At 35.9% G+C, this 19866-nt stretch carries 14 protein-coding genes; 12 read left to right on the top strand and 2 right to left on the bottom strand.

The window, feature by feature from the left end:
* Positions 1-152 precede the first annotated feature (152 nt).
* The 12 genes from porU to ACRHOC_RS13565 all read left to right on the top strand — a co-directional run bounded on the left by porU (position 153) and on the right by ACRHOC_RS13565 (position 18269).
* Positions 153-4007 (top strand): type IX secretion system sortase PorU, encoded by a 3855-nt coding sequence (porU, locus tag ACRHOC_RS13510; protein ID WP_431159177.1) that lies wholly within the window; start codon positions 153-155, stop codon positions 4005-4007.
* A gap of 63 nt (positions 4008-4070) precedes the next feature.
* Positions 4071-5300, top strand: coding sequence for a type IX secretion system outer membrane channel protein PorV (gene porV / locus ACRHOC_RS13515; protein ID WP_431159178.1), 1230 nt, complete (start codon positions 4071-4073; stop codon positions 5298-5300).
* 76 nt (positions 5301-5376) lie between these two features.
* The gene (gene cdd, locus ACRHOC_RS13520) at positions 5377-5859 is read left to right on the top strand and encodes a cytidine deaminase (RefSeq protein ID WP_431159179.1); all 483 of its coding nucleotides are present in this window, start codon (positions 5377-5379) and stop codon (positions 5857-5859) included.
* A gap of 111 nt (positions 5860-5970) precedes the next feature.
* Positions 5971-6969, top strand: a complete 999-nt coding sequence (gene pdhA, locus ACRHOC_RS13525) for a pyruvate dehydrogenase (acetyl-transferring) E1 component subunit alpha (protein ID WP_431159180.1) — start codon at positions 5971-5973, stop codon at positions 6967-6969.
* A gap of 3 nt (positions 6970-6972) precedes the next feature.
* Positions 6973-8592 (top strand): pyruvate dehydrogenase complex dihydrolipoamide acetyltransferase, encoded by a 1620-nt coding sequence (locus ACRHOC_RS13530; protein WP_431159181.1) that lies wholly within the window; start codon positions 6973-6975, stop codon positions 8590-8592.
* Between the two features lie 84 nt (positions 8593-8676).
* Entirely contained in the window at positions 8677-9690 is a 1014-nt protein-coding gene (locus ACRHOC_RS13535; protein WP_431159182.1) for a M28 family peptidase, read from the top strand.
* Positions 9680-10366, top strand: coding sequence for an SDR family NAD(P)-dependent oxidoreductase (locus ACRHOC_RS13540; RefSeq protein WP_431159183.1), 687 nt, complete (start codon positions 9680-9682; stop codon positions 10364-10366). Before ACRHOC_RS13535 ends, ACRHOC_RS13540 begins: the two co-directional genes overlap by 11 nt.
* A complete protein-coding gene (locus tag ACRHOC_RS13545; protein ID WP_431159184.1) occupies positions 10367-11002 on the top strand; it encodes an HAD family hydrolase in 636 nt (211 codons plus the stop codon).
* A 39-nt stretch (positions 11003-11041) separates the two neighbouring features.
* Entirely contained in the window at positions 11042-15079 is a 4038-nt protein-coding gene (locus ACRHOC_RS13550; RefSeq protein WP_431159185.1) for an FG-GAP-like repeat-containing protein, read from the top strand.
* A gap of 26 nt (positions 15080-15105) precedes the next feature.
* Positions 15106-15702 (top strand): SprT-like domain-containing protein, encoded by a 597-nt coding sequence (locus ACRHOC_RS13555; protein ID WP_431159186.1) that lies wholly within the window; start codon positions 15106-15108, stop codon positions 15700-15702.
* Positions 15702-16784, top strand: coding sequence for a mannose-1-phosphate guanylyltransferase (locus ACRHOC_RS13560; protein ID WP_431159187.1), 1083 nt, complete (start codon positions 15702-15704; stop codon positions 16782-16784). Before ACRHOC_RS13555 ends, ACRHOC_RS13560 begins: the two co-directional genes overlap by 1 nt.
* A 6-nt stretch (positions 16785-16790) precedes the next feature.
* The gene (locus ACRHOC_RS13565) at positions 16791-18269 is read left to right on the top strand and encodes a DUF389 domain-containing protein (protein ID WP_431159188.1); all 1479 of its coding nucleotides are present in this window, start codon (positions 16791-16793) and stop codon (positions 18267-18269) included.
* A 3-nt stretch (positions 18270-18272) separates the two neighbouring features.
* Here the strand turns inward: ACRHOC_RS13565 and ACRHOC_RS13570 are convergent, their stop codons facing one another.
* Positions 18273-19040 carry an ABC transporter ATP-binding protein gene (locus ACRHOC_RS13570; RefSeq protein WP_431159189.1) on the bottom strand — a complete coding sequence of 256 codons (768 nt, stop codon included), beginning with the start codon at positions 19038-19040 and terminating at the stop codon, positions 18273-18275.
* Positions 19040-19777 (bottom strand): MlaE family ABC transporter permease, encoded by a 738-nt coding sequence (locus ACRHOC_RS13575; protein ID WP_431159190.1) that lies wholly within the window; start codon positions 19775-19777, stop codon positions 19040-19042. The genes ACRHOC_RS13570 and ACRHOC_RS13575 overlap by 1 nt, the downstream gene beginning before the upstream one ends.
* Positions 19778-19866 lie beyond the last annotated feature (89 nt).

Genomic DNA, 19866 nt, shown 5'->3' on the forward strand with positions numbered 1-19866 from the left:
TTTGCTTTCTAATAACGTCTCTAAAAATAAATTATTGTTGTATTTTTGAAATAAAAATTTAAAGGTCATAATAAGTAAAAATACAAGGCGTTATTGTATTAAAATTTACACAAAAACTGACTTGCTAAGTTGACCCGAATAGAAAAAGATAAATGAGACAAATCTTCACGTTTGTATTTTTTTGCATTTTAACAATAGGACTGGCCCAAGAAAAACAATTTATTATTGAGTGGGAGGAAGCGAAAGCATTAGAGAATGACTTTGGCAAAATCACTGTTCCTGGTTTTGATGCAAAACATTTTAGTTATACGAACGAGAAAGGGTTACGCTATTTTGTACAATGGAATAATGAAGGCAAAGCAATAAATGAAGAAAGTGTTGAACTTTCAAATATTACTTATCAAAATATTTCTGAGAATGAGCTTTTCGACTTAGACACTAAACTTATTCCTAATGAACCAATTGTTAGTATATACAATACCAATTCACGTAATAAGAAATCTGTCTACTTAGAAGTGTTACCTATTGTTAAACAGAATGGTATTTATAAAAAAATATCTTCTTTTTCGGTTAATTACGCCTTCAGAACACAATCCGCTATTTCAAATAGTGTAAATGCAAAAACAATTACCAATTCTGTTTTGAGTTCAGGTCAATGGTATCGGTTCTATATTGATAAATCAGGGATTTTTCAATTGAGCAAGAATTTTTTAAATAGTTTGGGGATTAACACAAATGAGGTGGATCCTCGATCAATTAAACTATATGGAAATGGTGGACGAATGCTACCATTGTCCAATGCTGAGGGTTATCCATTTGATGTTGTTGAAAATGCCATAAAAATAATTGGCGAGGAGGACGGAAGTTTTGACGACAATGATTTTATTCTGTTTTATGGAGAAGGGCCAACAACCTACAATGAGGAGAGTAATACGAATCTAAATTTATACAGCGACAAAACTTATTATTATATAACTATCAGTTCTGGCAATGGCAAACGCATTACACCCATCCAGACGGTTGATCTACCTACTGATATCACAATTAACACATTTCAAGATTACCAGTTCTATGAAGTTGATGAATTTAACTTAGCGAAATTGGGAAGGCGATGGTTTGGTGATCGTTTTGATATCGAAAATCAACGAACGTATAATTTTACCTTTCCAAACTTAGTGTCGAGTGAGTTAGTAAACTTTGATATTGCTGTTGGAGCAGTTTCAGAAACAGCAACTTCCATGATTGCGACAGTTAACGGAAATCCGGTAACTACGTTAAATTTAAATCCAATTACAGAAGGATCTATCCTAGGGTCTTCTGCAAGTTTTAGCGATAATATCAATATATCTTCAGATAATGTTACTGTAGTGCTAGACTATGTAAATAATGGTAATCCTTCGGCCGATGGATATCTTGATTATATAAATATTGAAGCTACCAGACAATTGGCATATGCAGGTGAACAACTAAGATTCTTTAATCGTAATGTTGCTAATATTCCTGGGGTTGTAGAGTACAATGTTTCAAATGCCACAGGAGTTCAAGAAGTTTGGGACATCACAGATCGGTTTAATGTAACCGGATTAACTAATTCTGAATCTAGTGCCTCATTTAATTACAGTGTTCCTGCAGGTGAATTGAGAACTTATATTGCTTTTTCATATTCTGATATGCATCAACCAATACGTGATGCTGTTACCACTGTAGCTAATCAAAATTTAAAGGGTACCATATTTAATAATGAACAAGGCCAATTTCAGGACATTGATTATATAATATTGTCTCCGACGGAATTCCTATCGCAAGCTGAACGACTTGCAAATATAAATAGACAACAATATGGTCTGGTCGTTAAAGTTGTGGAGCTAGGCAAAATTTATAATGAGTTTAGTACAGGCAGCCAAGATATTGCAGCGCTTAGAAATTTTATTAAATATGTCTATGATAATGCAAGTGTTCCGGAGAATCGGGTAAAATACATCTGTCTTTTTGGAGATGGCTCATATGACTACAAAGACCGATTAAATAATAATACAAATCTAGTACCTTCTTGGTATACTAATGCAAGTTTTAGTTTGACGAGTTCATTTGTGTCCGATGATTTTTATTGTATGATGGATGATAATGAAGGAACTATGGATGCTGGAGATCGAATGGATATCGCTATTGGTCGCATATTAGCTGAAGATGTGCAACGTGCCAAGGAAATGGTAGACAAAATTGAAGCTTACTATCAACCTGAAGCCTATGGGAGTTGGCGTAATAACTTATTGCTGATTAGTGATGATGTTGACGTGGCATGGGAAAAAATATTACAAGAAACTACTGATGGTATAGGAACTACGGTTGAGGCTGAGAAACCTTTTATGAATGTTGTTAAAATTCATACTGATGCTTTTCAGCAAGAAGCATCATCTGCTGGTAATAGATATCCGCAAGTTAATGATGCGATTAAGGATGCAATAGAAGTTGGTGCATTGGTGGTTAATTATTTTGGACATGGTGGTGAAGATGGCTTAGCTAAGGAAAGGATATTCGATAAAAACGATGCTCAGGACATAAATAACGTCTGCAAGTTTAACCTGTTTGTCACAGTTACATGTGAGTATACAAAATTTGACGATCCAGGGCGACCTACAGCTGGAGAATTTACATTTTGGAATGTTAATGGTGGTGCAGGTGCTTTAATTACCACGACAAGGCAAATTTTTGTTACGGTAGGTGTGGCCTATAACGAGGTTTTAGACGACTATTTATTTGCCTTTGGGTCTAATGATTACCCAAGTATAGGTGAAGCATTAAGACTTACTAAAATAGATGATAACATTTCGGGTATTAGTCAAAAAAGACTAGTTTTTCTCATTGGAGATCCTGCAATGAAACTAGCGTTTCCAGAACCAAATATTAGATTAACTCACGTAAATGACGTTGCTATTACACAACCCATAGATACCTTAAAGGCATTGAGTTATGCCAAACTTGCTGGCGAAGTAACCGATGTTAATGGTAATTTATTGTCTAATTACAATGGTACACTCACAGCCACTATTTTTGATAAACCTATTGAAAGGCAAACCCTAGCAAACGATGGTATTGTAGAAAATGGCCAGCAGATCAAATTAGATTTTACAACTTTAGGTGAAGTCTTGTTTAAAGGCCAGGCCAGTGTAGAAAATGGTCAGTTTGAATTTGACTTTATTGTGCCAAGAGATGCTGGTATTCCAGTTGGTAATGGTAAGGTTAGTTTTTATTCCCAAACCACTTCACCACTTTCAGACCAAGCTGGAGCAAATTTTGATGTTAAAATCGGCGGGATAAATGAAAATGCTCCAGAGGATAATGTAGGACCCGTGATCAATCTGTTTATGAATGATGAAAATTTTGTTTCTGGAGGTATTACAAATGAGTCGCCTACATTATTAGTGAAATTACAAGATGACAACGGGATAAACACAGCTAGTGGAATAGGTCATGATATTGCGGCTATTTTAGATGGTGATGAAACTAACCCTTTTATTCTTAATGATTATTATCAAGCCAATGTAGATGATTATACCAATGGAGTAGTCTCATATGCCTTTAGAGATTTAGAACCAGGAATCCATACCTTAACACTTAAGGCGTGGGATGTTTATAATAACTCATCTACTTCTGAGATTCAGTTTAATGTATTTGATAAAGACGAAGAGTTGGTTATTGAAAACGTCCTTAATTATCCGAACCCTTTTGTTAACTATACCGAGTTTTGGTTTAATCATAATAGTATAGAACCTCTGGATATATCGGTACAGATTTTTACCGTATCTGGTAAGTTGGTTCGTACTCTAAATGGACAAACAACTAGCGGTAATAAAGGTGTTAGTTCGCTTTCTAAAGATATATTATGGGACGGGAGAGATGATTTTGGCGCAAAAATCGGAAAAGGGGTTTATGTTTATAAACTAAAAGTTAAATCTAACCGTTTAAATAAGCAAGTTGAAAAAATCCAAAAACTTGTAATACTCTAATAATAAATTATATTTGTTAATGAATTAGCCACTGTTTATCAGCGCTAATAACCAAAAAGGACCATGAAGAAATACGTAATTACCCTAATTGCTTTTGCAACACTTAACCTTTCCTTTGGTCAAGAAACAATAACGTTTCCAGATCAATCTTCAGTTATAACAACAGGTCTTCCTTTTATGCTAGTAGCACCAGATGCAAGATCTGCATCTATGGGAGACATGGGAGTCGCAACCTCAGTTGATGGCTTCTCTCAACAATATAACCCAGCTAAGTACGCTTTTTCTGAGGCTAAATCTGGATTAAGTGTCAGTTTTACACCTTACTTAACGAGACTTGTTAATGACATTTCTTTAAGTTATGCGACATACTTCAATAGAATTAATGAGTATAGTGCTGTGTCTGCTAGTGTAAAATATTTTTCATTGGGAGAAATTGTTTTAACCCAAGATGCTAACGATCCAGGTGTTGCTGTAAAACCAAATGAATACGCAATTGATGTGGCTTATTCTTTAAGATTGGGCGAACAATTTTCTATGGCTATTGCTCTGCGTTATTTACGTTCGGCACTTCGTATAGACACGGTTGATCCTAATGCGAATGCAGGAAGTACTTTTGGCGCAGATATCACAGGTTATTATCAAAGCGAAGAGGAAGCATATAATGATTTCAATGGAAGATGGCGTTTAGGATTTGCAATTCAAAATCTCGGACCAAAGTTCACTTATGATGATGGAGGTGAAGAAGTATTTCAGCCAACAAATCTTAGATTAGGTGCTGGCTTTGATTTTATTTTCGATGAGTATAATAAGTTAGCGCTAACTGCAGAAGTAGGTAAATATTTAGTGCCTACACCACCAAAGTTTGGTTTTGTTGATACTAATGGTGATGGTGAACAAACACCAGATGATCCAAGTACACCAGATATTAATGAAAATGAGCCAACCATAATTACTGAAGGGCAAGATAATAATGTGAGTTTCCTAAGTGGGATTTTCCAATCCTTTGGCGATGCGCCAGGTGGTTTTAGTGAGGAATTACGAGAATTTGTTTGGTCTCTAGGAGCGGAATATACGTACCAAGATAGCTTTGCTTTTAGAGCGGGATATTTTAATGAAGCCGAAGATAAAGGTGCACGAAAGTTTTTTGCTCTAGGTGCTGGCTTTAAATACACGACAATAAATATCGATTTGTCCTATTTGTTTTCTGCATCCAGAGTACAAAGTCCTTTAGAAAATACATTACGATTTTCTCTAACGTTTAATTTTGGTGATGGAGAATACAATGAGTATTAGAATAATTAAATAACTATATTTTTAAACTATTGTTTTGTAAAAGGCAATAGTTTTTTTGTCTAAAATAGATAGCAAAATGAAGGAAGTTAAAATTGAATCAATATTACAAGTCTATAACGACTTGGAGGAACTTCCACCTGATATAAGATCACTTATGGCTTCAGCAATTGAAGCACGTGAGCAAGCTTATGCACCATATTCTAATTTTAAAGTAGGTGCTTCCATTCTATTAGATAACAATGAGGTAGTTTCTGGTAGTAACCAGGAGAATGCCTCTTATCCTTCAGGACTTTGCGCAGAACGGACTGCAATCTATTATGCAGGTGCCAAATATCCTAAAGCTAAGATTTTGAAAATGGCTTTGACGGCCTCCTCTCAAAATAAGGTGACGGACAAACCAATCCCACCTTGTGGTGCTTGTAGGCAAGCAATTGCAGAATATGAATTAAAGCAAGAACAACCTATTGAAATTTACTTTATGGGTGCTAAAGGTAAAGTTGCAAAATCTAACTCGCTTTCAAATTTATTGCCATTTATTTTTGAGAGTTCGGTACTATAACCTTTTCGTTAGTAAAATTCTGTTTTAAAGCTTATTTTTTAGGGATTACTTTTTCTCAATTATTTTCTAAAATGTTATTTTTGTTTTTCGTTTAAATGAATTCGTCATATAATGCAAAAGATAACTAAAGAGGTCTATTTAAAATGGTATGAAGACATGCTGTTTTGGAGGAAGTTTGAAGACAAGTTAGCAGCAGTTTACATACAGCAAAAAGTTAGAGGTTTTTTACACCTTTATAACGGTCAGGAAGCGGTATTAGCAGGAGCTTTACATGCTATGGACCTAACTAAGGATAAAATGATTACTGCCTATCGTAATCACGTTCAGCCAATTGGTATGGGTGTAGACCCAAAACGTGTAATGGCTGAGTTATACGGTAAGGCCACAGGGACGTCACAAGGTTTAGGTGGATCGATGCACATTTTCTCAAAAGAACATCGTTTTTATGGCGGTCATGGAATTGTAGGAGGACAGATTCCATTAGGAGCTGGTATTGCTTTTGGAGATAAATATCATGATAGTGATGCTGTGACCATATGCTGTTTTGGAGATGGTGCTGCAAGACAAGGTTCATTGCACGAGACGTTTAACCTGGCTATGCTATGGAATTTACCTGTAGTATTTGTTTGTGAGAATAACGGTTATGCTATGGGAACTTCAGTAGAGCGTACAGCTAACCATACAGACATTTGGAAACTAGGTTTAGGATATGAAATGCCTTCTGGACCTGTCGATGGAATGAATCCTGTAAAAGTGGCTGAAGCATTTGATGAAGCCATTCAACGTGCAAGAAAAGGTGGTGGACCATCATTCTTGGAAGTTAAAACTTACCGTTATAGAGGACACTCTATGTCAGATGCGCAGCATTACAGAACTAAGGATGAAGTTGAAGAATACAAAAAAATAGATCCAATTACTCAGGTTAAGGACATATTACTCGATAAGAAATATGCTACTGAGGATGAAATAAAAGAAATAGATAAGCGTGTGAAGTCGCGTGTATCTGAATGTGAGAAATTTGCTGAAGAATCACCGTATCCGGAGAAAAATGTGATGTACGATGCGGTATATGAACAAGAAGATTATCCATTTATACCACATAAATTATAAGCCATGGCAGAAGTAATTAATATGCCGCGATTAAGCGATACAATGGAGGAAGGTACAGTTGCCTCTTGGTTGAAAAAAGTTGGTGACAAGGTAGAGGAAGGCGATATACTGGCAGAAATTGAGACTGATAAAGCTACCATGGAATTTGAGTCCTTCCACGAAGGAACCTTATTACATATTGGTGTAGAGGAAGGTCAAACCACAAAGGTAGACGCACTCTTAGCTATTATCGGTGAGGAAGGCGAAGATATTTCGGCATTGTTGAATGGAGGTGCTACTTCAGTTGAAGAAGAATCAACTCAAGAAAATACAGAAGCAAGTGCAGATACAACAGATTCTGCATCAATTGTTGATATTCCAGAGGGTGTTACAGTGGTAACAATGCCACGCCTTAGTGATACCATGGAAGAAGGAACGGTTGCCACTTGGTTAAAGAAAATAGGAGATGAAGTAGAGGAAGGTGATATTCTAGCAGAAATTGAGACGGATAAAGCGACTATGGAGTTTGAATCATTTCAGTCGGGAACTCTTTTACATGTTGGTTTAGAGGAAGGCGAATCTGCGAAAGTTGATGCCTTACTGGCTATAATTGGACCTGCTGGGACAGACGTTTCTAATATTGCTAATAATTTTACAGTCACAAATACTTTCGAAAGTAAAAAAGCTCCAAAAGCAGAAGAAAAGAAAGTAGAAGCACCACAACCGGTTTCTGCACCTAAGGCTGAGTCTAAAGAGGTAGTAGCTGTTCCTGCTACGCCTACTTCGACCAATGGACGTGTTATCGCATCACCGTTGGCTAAGAAAATGGCCGCCGAAAAAGGTATTAATCTTTCTCAGGTAGCTGGGACTGGTGAAAATGGCAGAATTATAAAGCGAGATATTGAGAATTATACGCCGGCTTCTCAAACAACAACAGTTGGTAAATTTGTGCCAACGGGTCAGGAAGATTTTGATGAAGTTCCTAACTCTAATATGCGTAAGGCCATTGCTAAGAACTTAGCGAAATCCAAGTTTACGGCGCCTCATTATTACTTAAATGTTGAGTTTGATATGGATAATGCTATGGCTTTTAGAGCACAGTATAATTCAATACCAGACACCAAAATTTCATTCAATGATATGATTGTCAAGGCTTGTGCTTTAGCATTAAAGCAACATCCACAAGTCAATTCGCAATGGTTTGATGATAAAATGATTTTGAATAATCATGTTCATATTGGTGTTGCAGTGGCAGTGCCAGATGGTCTAGTTGTACCTGTAGTTAAATTTGCAAATGAACAGAGTCTAACGCAAATTGGAGCAGCCGTTAAGGAATACGCTGGCAAAGCAAGAAATAAAAAATTAACTTTAGATGAAATGGAAGGGAGTACCTTCACTATTTCTAATCTAGGTATGTTTGGTATAGAAAGTTTTACATCTATAATTAATCAGCCAAACTCAGCAATATTATCAGTTGGAGCAATAGTTTCCAAGCCTGTTGTAAAAAATGGACAGGTGGTACCAGGTAATACTATGAAATTGACCATGGCTTGTGATCATAGAACTGTTGATGGTGCGACGGGAGCTCAATTCCTTCAAACATTGAAGGGTTATATTGAGAATCCTGTGACAATGTTGGTTTAATTTCAAAGAAACTTTGATTATAAATACAATTAAATCCTGTTTCGCATTTTTGAAACAGGATTTATTTTTTAAATACAAATTGTAATGAAGAAACAACTCCTAATTTTTACACTTTTAATATGTGCTTCGTGTTCTGTGAAGCAAAAGGCAGCAGACGGAAAACCAGGTTTAGATGGATCTTCGGCACCAATAAATATAACTGCTGAGACTATTAAAGAGAGTATGACTTATTTAGCGTCTGATGAGCTCGAGGGAAGAGCAACTGGGACCGCAGGCATTGAGAAAGCTGCCATTTTTATAGAATCATATTTTAAAAAGAATAACATTAAACCTTATTTTCAAACGTATAGGGATAGTTTTCAGTTTGAGAATAAAAGAGCACAAAAAATAGATAATGCCTTTCCAAAAATATTGGGCTATAACATTGTTGGTGTTATCGAAGGGAATGATCCAGAACTTAAAAAAGAATTTGTGATTTTAGGAGGCCATTATGATCATATTGGTTTAGGTAAAACGGTGGATAATGATAGTATTGCTAATGGTGCAAATGATGATGCGTCTGGTACTGTTACAGCGATGGAAATAGGACGTTATTTTGCACAAAAAAAGACAAATAAGAGAAGCTTATTAATTACGTTATATGCAGCTGAAGAAATGGGACTTAAAGGTTCTGATCATTTAGCGACACGCCTAAAAGCTGAAGGATTGGATTTATACACCATGATAAATTTTGAAATGGTTGGTGTACCACGAGATGAAGGAAAATCGTTGTCTTATATGAGCGGTTATAACCGATCAAATTTTGCTCCTAAACTGAATGAATACTTGGGGGAAGAGGTAGTTGGATTTTTTCCAAAGGCGAAAGAGTTTCAGCTCTTTTTTAGATCTGATAATTTTCCGTTTTATAGGGAATTCAATATTCCTGCGCATGCCATTTCTACCTTTGACTTCACAAATTTTGACTATTATCATCATGTCGATGATGAAGCCGATAAAATGGATTACCAACATATGGCAGATTTTACTAATAAGATGATAAAAGCCTTTGAAGGTATTTTAAATGCACCAACTAAAGAAGTTGTTTTAAATGAAAACTAAAAACGTAGTAATTACAGGCACAAGTAGAGGAATAGGTTTTCAATTAGTAAAACTTTTTGCTAGTCAAGGACATAAGGTACTTGCACTATCGAGAAATTCTGGACCCGTTAAAGAATTAGGTATTGACAATGTTGAGGCACTTTCATGTGATCTTTGTAATTCTAACGATTATAAGGCAGTAGAAGCATTTGTTAAGAAGCAATGGGAAAAGGTAGATATCTTAATTAATAATGCAGGTATGTTATTAAACAAACCATTTTCTGAGACTACAATTGAAGATTTTAAGAGGGTCTACGAAACTAATGTTTTTGGTGTGTCAGAATTATCCCGAATTCTTGTGCCCTTTATGTCTAGAAACAGTCATGTTGTTACCATAAGTTCGATGGGAGGAATTCAAGGAAGCATGAAATTCCCTGGGTTGTCTGCCTATAGTTCTAGTAAAGGTGCTGTCATAACATTAACTGAATTATTAGCAGAGGAATACAAGGAAAGTGGCCCACAATTTAATGTGCTTGCTATAGGAGCAGTTCAAACGGAGATGTTAAAGGAGGCGTTTCCAGATTATGAAGCGCCTACATCAGCGTTAGAAATGGCCACATATATTAATGATTTTGCCCTTAATGGTAATAAATATTACAACGGTAAAGTATTGCAAGTTTCTAACTCTACACCCTAAATGAGTAAGTATAAGTGTATCATATTTGATTGCGATGGTGTACTAGTTGATAGTGAACCACTAAGTAATCAGGTAATGGTTGATATTGCCAATGAGTTAGGTGCAAATATTAACTTGGATTATGCACTTCGAAATTTTAAAGGAAATAGTTTTGATAATTGTGCTAACCAGATATCTGAATTGATTGGTAGAAAAGCACCAGAAAATCTGGAGGCCATTTATCGAGAACGATCTTTTGAAAAGTTTAGAAATGAAATTCAGCCTATCGAAGGGGTAAAAGAAATTCTAGGGAATCTTACCATTCCGTTCTGTGTGGCTTCAAGTGGACCTGAGAATAAAATCAAACTTAATCTTAATCTCACAGGTTTAGATGAGTACTTTCAGGAAAATATATTCAGTTGCTACACAATACAAAAATGGAAACCTGAGCCAGATATTTTTATATGGGCATCTCAAAGTATGGGTTTTGAGCCTTCTGAATGTTTAGTTGTTGAAGACAGTAAAATTGGTGTGAAAGCTGCCTTAAATGGTGGATTTGATGTATTTGGATATACAGCACATGATTATCAAGATGAATTACCAAAATTAGCGACGAAGACATTCTCAGATATGTTAATTTTACCTGACTTGCTCTAGTTTTAATCCTAATTTTTATATTTATAAAAAAATGAAAAGATGAGAAGAAATTTACCCTTAAAATTATCTTCCTACATGTTGATAATTTCAATTTTTTCGTGTTTTAGTGCTTTTGCACAGACTTTCGAAAGGGTTGAAAGTACTATTGGATTAGGAGTTCTTCAGCACAATAATGGTGTTGCGGTTGCTGATTATGATGGTGACAATGATTTGGATATTTTCGTTGTTGCTAATGGTGTAGAAAATGAAGAGGACGCTTCTACATTTAGCAGATTATTCAGAAATAACAATGATGGTACGTTTACCGATGTCACAGAATTAGCAGGTTTAACAGGGTTGTTGACTCAAGAGGATGAGTTTCAATCTACATTTGCACAACAAGGTGTGAAGTTTGGTGTTTCGTGGGGTGACTACAATAATGATGGATTCCCTGACCTATTCTTAACTTATTCTTATAAAATACAACTTTGGAGAAATCTCGGTAATGGCACATTTGCTGATGTTACAGGAATATCTGGTTTTAATACTTCAAATGAATGTATTAACACTGGCGCTACATGGTTCGATTACAATAACGATGGGTTTTTGGATCTCTATTTTAGTGATTGGAATCGATGTGATTCAAACTCAATGTATCGAAATAATGGTAATGGATCCTTTACCAATGTAACTGTTGAATTAGGACTTTTTGAGGTTGATTCCAATTATAGTTATACTACGTTTCCTTTTGATATCAATAATGATGGTTGGATGGATATTATCGTAACCAACGATTTAGAGGATGCGAACTATCTTTATATCAATCAAGCTGGTACAGGTTTCACAGAAGAAGCATCAACATATGGAATGGATAATATGATTGATGATATGGGAATAGCGATTAATGACTTTAATTTAGATTCAAATTTCGATTTTTTCATAACTGGTATTGATGAAAATTCGTTTTTGATTAATGATGGTTCAAATAATTTCTCAGAAATTCCTGTTAGTTTTGGATTATCTCCAACAGGCTGGTCGTGGGGTTTAAGATTTGCAGATTTTGATTTAGATGGTGATGAAGATCTTTTTATTGCAAACGGATATGATTTTGAACAAAGAGGACCAGAAATCAATGTCTATTACAGAAGCCTATTTGCAAATGGGCAATCTTCATTTGAAGATGCTACTGTAGCTGCTGGTTTAAACGATGAAACTGAAAGCGTGGAAGCTCTAGATTTTGATTATGACAATGATGGTGATTTGGATTTAATTATTACTAGCGGAGATACCTCAATAATATTTCATGAGAATAAAACTTTGAACTTTGACGATGTAACTCCAGTTTCAAATTGGTTGAAGGTGCAACTTGAAGGTACAATTTCTAATCGTGATGCTATAGGTACGACTTTAACACTTACGACTACTAACGGAACTATAAAGCGCTATTACTCTGGTGTTGGCTTTCTAAGCCAGAGTCTTCAAGCTGTACATTTTGGGCTTGATGATGCTAGTACAATAAGCACATTAGAAATTAAATGGCCATCCGGACTCATAGAAACATATAATAATTTACCAATCAACACCCATCTTAAGGCAACGGAAGGCCAAGGATATGTGGATTTGGATATAGTACCAAGCCAAAAGGTATATGGATGTACAGATCCTGCTTCTTGTAATTACAATCCTGATGCGACATTAGATGATGGTTCGTGTAGCTACCTTGATTCACAACCTATAGTAGGTGCAACAGTTTCTTCTTTTTTAAGTGTGGAAACATATAGCTATGCTATTGCAAATGGATCTACTACCGATTGGCAAGTATCAGGTGGTGAGATTCTAAGTGGTCAGGGTACAGGAACAATAACCGTAAGCTGGGGAATTGAGGCCTCTGGAGTAGTATCGGTAACCGAGACCGATAATGAGTGTTCTAGTTTACAGGCTTCGATCAATGTTGAACTTGGAACAGACAACTTATCTGAAGATATATCAATTGCAAGGCTATGGAATGAAGCATTGCTTGATGCTATTAGAGGTGATTTTGCGCGACCAACAGTACATGCAAGAAACCTTTTTCATACCAGTGTAGCGATGTATGATATCTGGGCCATCTATGATGATGTAGCTGAGCCCTATTTAATAGGTAACACGGTCAACGGCTTCACAAGTGAGTTAGAAGATTTTATTTTGATTGAGAGTGAAGAGGAATCACTCAACCGCGCAATAAGTTATGCGATGTATCGATTATTATCTCATCGCTTTCAAAATTCACCAAGTGTTGAGTCCTCCCAGGAGCGCTTCGATCTATTGATGGACCGTCTTGGTTATGACACAACGTATACTTCGTTATTGTATGAATTTGGTAATGCGGCTGCTTTGGGTAACTATGTTGCACAGACACTTATAGATTATGGTTTACAGGATGGTTCGAGAGAAGCAACAGGCTACGATAATGCCTATTACGAACCAGTGAATGCGCCATATGCTCTAGATATAAATGATAATCCACCGATTAATGATCCCAACCGTTGGCAACCTTTGGGGCTTGATACGTTTATAGATCAAGGAGGAAATCTTGTGGATGGTAATGTACCACCGTTTTTAAGCCCAGAGTGGGGAAATGTAAGTTCATTTGCGCTAAAGGAAGAAGATAAGGTTACCTATGAAAGAGATGGAAATCAATATCACGTTTTCCATGACCCTTCAGATCCGCCATACATTAGTTTAACAGAGGATAATGAAATGAGCGATGCCTATAAATGGGGATTTTCTATGGTATCTGTATGGCAGTCACACTTAGATCCAACAGACGGTGTCATGTGGGATATATCACCTAATTCTATAGGAAATGTAGATATCAGTACTTTCCCTACGGACTATTCAGACTATCCGAGTTTTTATGATTTCTTTGAAGGAGGCAGTTCTAGTGCAGGACATTCGATAAATCCTATTACAGGAAATCCATATGAGGTTAACATGGTACCAAGAGGAGATTATGGAAGAGTATTGGCAGAATTTTGGGCAGACGGACCAGACTCTGAGACACCACCAGGCCATTGGTTTACGATATTAAATTATGTGAATGATCATCCACAGTTTGAGAAGCGCTTTCAAGGTGAAGGAGAAATACTTGATGCCCTAGAGTGGGACGTTAAGGCTTATTTTATTCTTGGAGGTGGTATGCATGATTCGGCAATTTCAGCATGGAGTGTAAAAGGCTGGTATGATTATATCCGTCCGATATCTGCAATCCGCTCTATGGCAGAGCGTGGGCAGAGTACAGACCCTACTTTGGATAATTATGATGTTTCGGGTATCCCATTAATCGATGGCTATATAGAAGTTATTGAAGCTGGTGATCCTTTGGCTGGTTTTGTGAATCAATATGTGGGCCAGATTAAATTATATACATGGAAGGGCCATGACTTCATTGATGATACGGAAACGGACCAGGCAGGTGTAGGCTGGATAAGAGCATCAGACTGGTATCCTTATCAGAGACCAACTTTTGTTACACCACCATTTGCAGGATACGTATCTGGCCACTCTACATACTCACGAGCAGCGGCAGAGCTGTTAACTATGATGACAGGTAGTGAATATTTCCCAGGAGGTTTGGGTGAATTTGTGGCCAAGGCCAATGAGTTTCTTGTGTTTGAAGAAGGACCTTCGGTAGATGTGGTCTTGCAATGGGCAACATATAGGGATGCTTCTGATCAAACGAGTTTAAGTCGCATATGGGGAGGAATTCATCCACCTGCGGACGATATACCAGGAAGATTTATTGGTCAAACCGTAGCTGAAGATACTTTTGAATTTGCAGTGCCTTATTTCCAAGGATCATTGCAAGTAGAACAAATTGACCCTGAGAATTATGCGGTATATCCCAATCCAACAACTAATAAAGAGCTCAATATTACAAATACTAATAGTTTAGAGACTATTGAGTTGTTTGATATTAGAGGGCGGAAAATTAATATAGACGCTGTTAATTATAATTCAATTACCAATACAACTACTATTAAGTTATTCTCAGCAACACCTGGTCTTTACATGTTAAGTGTCAATAAAAGATCAATGATGATTGTTGTAAAAGACTAATTAGTAAACTAATAATAGAATCTTGCATGGATAATGCGCTTTTCGATTTCTTGCCTGCTGAGGCAAAGGCAATGGTTTTTGAAATCCTTTCAGATAAGAATTTACAAGTTATAGTAAAGCGCGAAAGAAAGACTAAACACGGCGATTATAGGGCTTTACCGAATGGTAAACATCAAATTACCATCAATTCTAATCTAAATCCTTATCGGTTTCTTATTACATTAATTCATGAAATTTCTCATTTTGAAGCTTATGATAAATTTGGAAGAGCCATTAAGCCACATGGGAAGGAGTGGAAACTAACATTTCAGCACTTAATGTTACCTTTTATTAGGCCAGAAATTTTCCCAAATCACCTTTTGCCACTTTTAGCTAAGCATTTTAAGAACCCAAGGGCATCCAGTGACACAGACGTGCAACTCGCCTTAGCTTTAAAGCAATTCGACGAAGGACCAACTAAGACTTTTGTATTTGAAGTACCTTCAGGCCAGCATTTTAGACTCTATAATGGTAGGGTTTTTAAAAAGGGAAACAAACGTAGAAAACGAATAGAATGTGTTGAGATTGAGACAGGTAGGTTATATTTGTTTAATCCAAATGCAGAAGTAGAAATTATCAAATAATGAAAAATAAGAATTATTACGCCATATTAATGGCAGGTGGTGTTGGCTCAAGATTTTGGCCAGTAAGTACACAGAATTTTCCAAAACAGTTCCATGATATGCTTGGTACTGGAGAAACACTTATTCAAAAAACCTTTAATAGATTAGCAAAGCTCATACCTGAAGAAAATATTTTTATTCTAACCAATGAGCGTTACAATGATTTGGTTTTTGAACAATTGCCAAGTGTTACGAAAAGACAGGTTGTTTTAGAACCAGCCATGCGTAATACAGCACCATGTATTTTATATGCTTCTTTAAAAATTCAAAAAGAAAATGAAAACGCTGTCATGATTGTTGCACCGAGTGATCATTGGATAGAAAACGAGGACGCATTCTCTCATAATGTAAAAACTGCATTTGATTTTTGTGAATCAAATAATGCACTTATGACACTTGGTATTACACCAACATTCCCTAATACAGGTTATGGATATATAGAGTATGATAAAGCATCAACTAATGAAATAAAGTCAGTAGATCAATTTAGGGAGAAGCCGGATTATGAGACCGCCAAATCATTTCTGCAACAAGGTAATTTCTTATGGAATGCTGGTATTTTTATGTGGAATGTAAGAATCGTTGTCGATACATTTAAGGCTAATCAACCAGAGTTGTTTTCACTTTTTGAAAGTGGTATTAGTGTTTACAACACGGAGTTTGAGGATGAATTTATACGTGAGAACTACGGGAAGGCAGAAAATATTTCTGTAGACTATGCCATCATGGAAAAGAGTAAGCATGTCTATGTGATTCCTGCGACATTTGACTGGAATGATCTTGGCACTTGGGGAAGTCTATATGACAAATTAGATAAAGACGATAATGCTAATGCTGTTGTTAATTCTAAAGTTATTTTAGATGAGGCCTCAGGAAATATGATTAGGTCAAAAAAGGGCAAAGTTGTCGTTGTTGACGGACTTAATGATTATATAATTGTTGATAAAGACGAAGTTTTACTTATCTTTCCTAAGGCTAAAGAACAAGATATTAAAAAAGTACTTCAAAATGTGAAGGCCAATTTTGGAGAAGAATATGGTTAATATTTAATGGAGGAAAATAAATTCAACTTTTCCGAAGAGGAAGAAAAGCAACAACAATTAGATAAAGATAAAGCTGTAGAAGAAAAAAAAGCAGCGGTAAAGCAAGATGCCCAAGGGCTTTTTGTAAGTATAAAAACATTTTTAAGTGAACTCCTCGATTTTAGAGAAGACACTGATAGAGATGCTACAATAGAAGCCATAAAAGGTGATATTCCTTTTAAAGGCGCAACGGCATGGATATTAATCTGTTCGATAATGGTTGCCTCGGTTGGGTTAAATGCCAACAGTACAGCTGTGGTAATCGGTGCCATGCTTATCTCTCCATTAATGGGTCCAATACTTGGTGTTGGGATGTCCATTGCAATTAATGATATAGATACACTGAGAAAGTCATTAATAAATTTAGCAACTATGATTGTGCTCAGTTTATTGACGGCTTTTTTATTTTTTAAATTTTTCCCAACGGCAGATGTTGGAAATAGTGAAATATTTGGTAGAACCAAACCTGATTTTAGGGATGTACTAATTGCGTTTTTTGGTGGATTGGCATTAATAATAGCCCGAACCAAAAAAGGAACGATAGCTTCTGTCATTTTTGGTGTTGCAATTGCAACGGCATTAATGCCACCTTTATGTGTTGCAGGTTATGGATTGGCTAATGACTGGGCGGCATTTATTGGCGCCATGTATCTTTTTACCATTAATAGTATTTTCATTGCCTTAGCCACTTTTATAGTGTTAAAGCTATTGCGTTTTCCAATGCTTAAATATGCGAATTCAGCAAAGAGAAAGCGTATTGCAAGATTAGCAACTTTGGTTGCTATTGTAGTTATGATACCAGCTGGAATTACATTTTGGGATGTTTACAAGGAGAGTAATTTTAAAATGGAAGCAGAACTATTTCGAGAATCTGAATTGAGTGGACTACCACATTCAGATTATATAAAACGAAATTTTGTTTTTGAATATGAAAGTGATCGTGGACCATTTATGGAATTAAATTCCTTTGGTTTGGATGAAATTCCTGAATCAACCATAACACTATTAAGAAGTAGAATTAGTGATTATCCTGCCTTAGTGAGAAGTGGAGCCCAACTGTTTTACGATCCTATTAAAAACTCTGATGTTGAAGGTTTTAAATTTATGAAAGAACTTAGGCTCAGAGACTCATTAGATTTACTATCTAAAGATGCACGAATTAATTACTTGCAGAACAGAGTTAAGACACTAGAAGTTCTTGAGAGAAATCAAGTCCCATTTGCCACAATTTCAGAGGAGGTAAAGCTTAATTATGACAACATCGATAAGCTTGCACTAGCTAATATTATATCTTCAGATTTTAAGAAGTTAGATACCACATATATGTTCCAGGTAAAGTGGAAAGATTCGCTTTCTGAGGATATTATAACAAAGGATCAACAGCGTCTTGAGAAGTGGTTAAAATATAAGTTAGAGGTGGATTCTATTTTAATTACAAGAGAGTAATTTTTAGTCATTTTCCTCGAGGTACATTCTTCTTACTTTTTTAAATAATTCAGAAGAATACACAAAATCTGTGACGGCTTTATTATCGGTTCTAAAAATGGTTTCCTTAGAACCTTCCCACTCTTTATAGCCATCTTTTAGGAATACTATTTTTTCACCAATTTCCATAACTGAATTCATATCATGAGAATTTATGACAGTTATGATTTGATATTCATCGGTGATTTCTTGTATCAGATTGTCGATAACAATGGCGGTCTTAGGGTCCAGTCCTGAATTTGGTTCATCACAGAAAAGGTACTTTGGGTTGTTGACGATAGCACGCGCAATAGCAACTCTTTTCTGCATACCTCCAGATGCTTCACTTGGCATTTTATTATGAGCTTCCGGTAAATTAACACGCTTTAAAACCTCATTCACGCGATCTTCCATTTCACTCTTATTTTGTTTGGTAAACATGCGAAGAGGGAACATCACATTCTCCGCAATGGTCATAGAATCAAATAAGGCACTACCTTGAAAAACCATTCCCATTTTTGATCGTAAATCGCGACGCTCGTCTGAGCTTAACTCACTGAATATTTTGCCATCATACGAAATTACGCCTTTTTCAAACGGAAATAATCCTAATAGACATTTGAGGAAAACTGTTTTTCCTGAGCCACTCTGACCAATAATAAGGTTGGTTTTGCCTTTTTCAAAGGAGGTTGTAATGCCCTTTAAAATATGGGCATCTCCAAATGACTTATGTAAATCTTTTACCTCGATCATTAGCCTAAAAGTAAACTTGTGATTAAATAATTAACAAGAATTATAACGACACTAGTCCATACGAATGACGTTGTACTCGCTTTTCCAACTTCAAGGGCACCACCTTTCATAAAGTAACCATAAAAGGAAGGAATAGTGGCCAAAATAAACGCAAAAACCATTGTTTTTATAAATGCATAGGCCATGTGAAATGGGATAAAGTCATTTTGAACACCATCTATATAATCTTCTAAGGTTCCATAGCCACCATAAACACAGGCAACAAGACCTCCTACAATCCCTAAAAACATGGCGATAGAAATAATAAAAGGATAAAGGGTAAGCGCAATAAACTTTGGAAATACTAAATAGTTTATGGCATTTATTCCCATAACCTCGAGTGCATCTATTTGTTCTGTAACTCTCATAGTACCAATGCTAGAGGTTATAAAAGAACCAACTTTACCTGCCATAATTATAGATATAAACGTTGGAGCAAACTCAAGAATTATTGATTGTCTAGTGGCGAACCCTACTAAATACTTAGGAATTAAAGGGTTGCTTATATTTAATGATGTTTGTATTGCAACAACACCTCCGACAAAAAATGATATAAACGCTACAATTCCTAAACTGTTTATAATAAGGTCATCAACATCCTTTAATATAAGTGTTTTCATTACAGACCACTTCGTTGGTTTACGAAACATGTCTTTAATCATTATAAAGTAAGTGCCAATATTATGAAGGTAAATCATGTAAGAAATTCTTAACGCTAAAGTATAAAAAAAGATGAGTTTATTAACGCTAATTTAAACCAAGATGAGTTAAAAGCTGTATTTTTGAA

The organism is Winogradskyella poriferorum, from assembly GCF_050618035.1.
GTDB classification, from domain to species: Bacteria; Bacteroidota; Bacteroidia; order Flavobacteriales; family Flavobacteriaceae; genus Winogradskyella; species Winogradskyella poriferorum_A.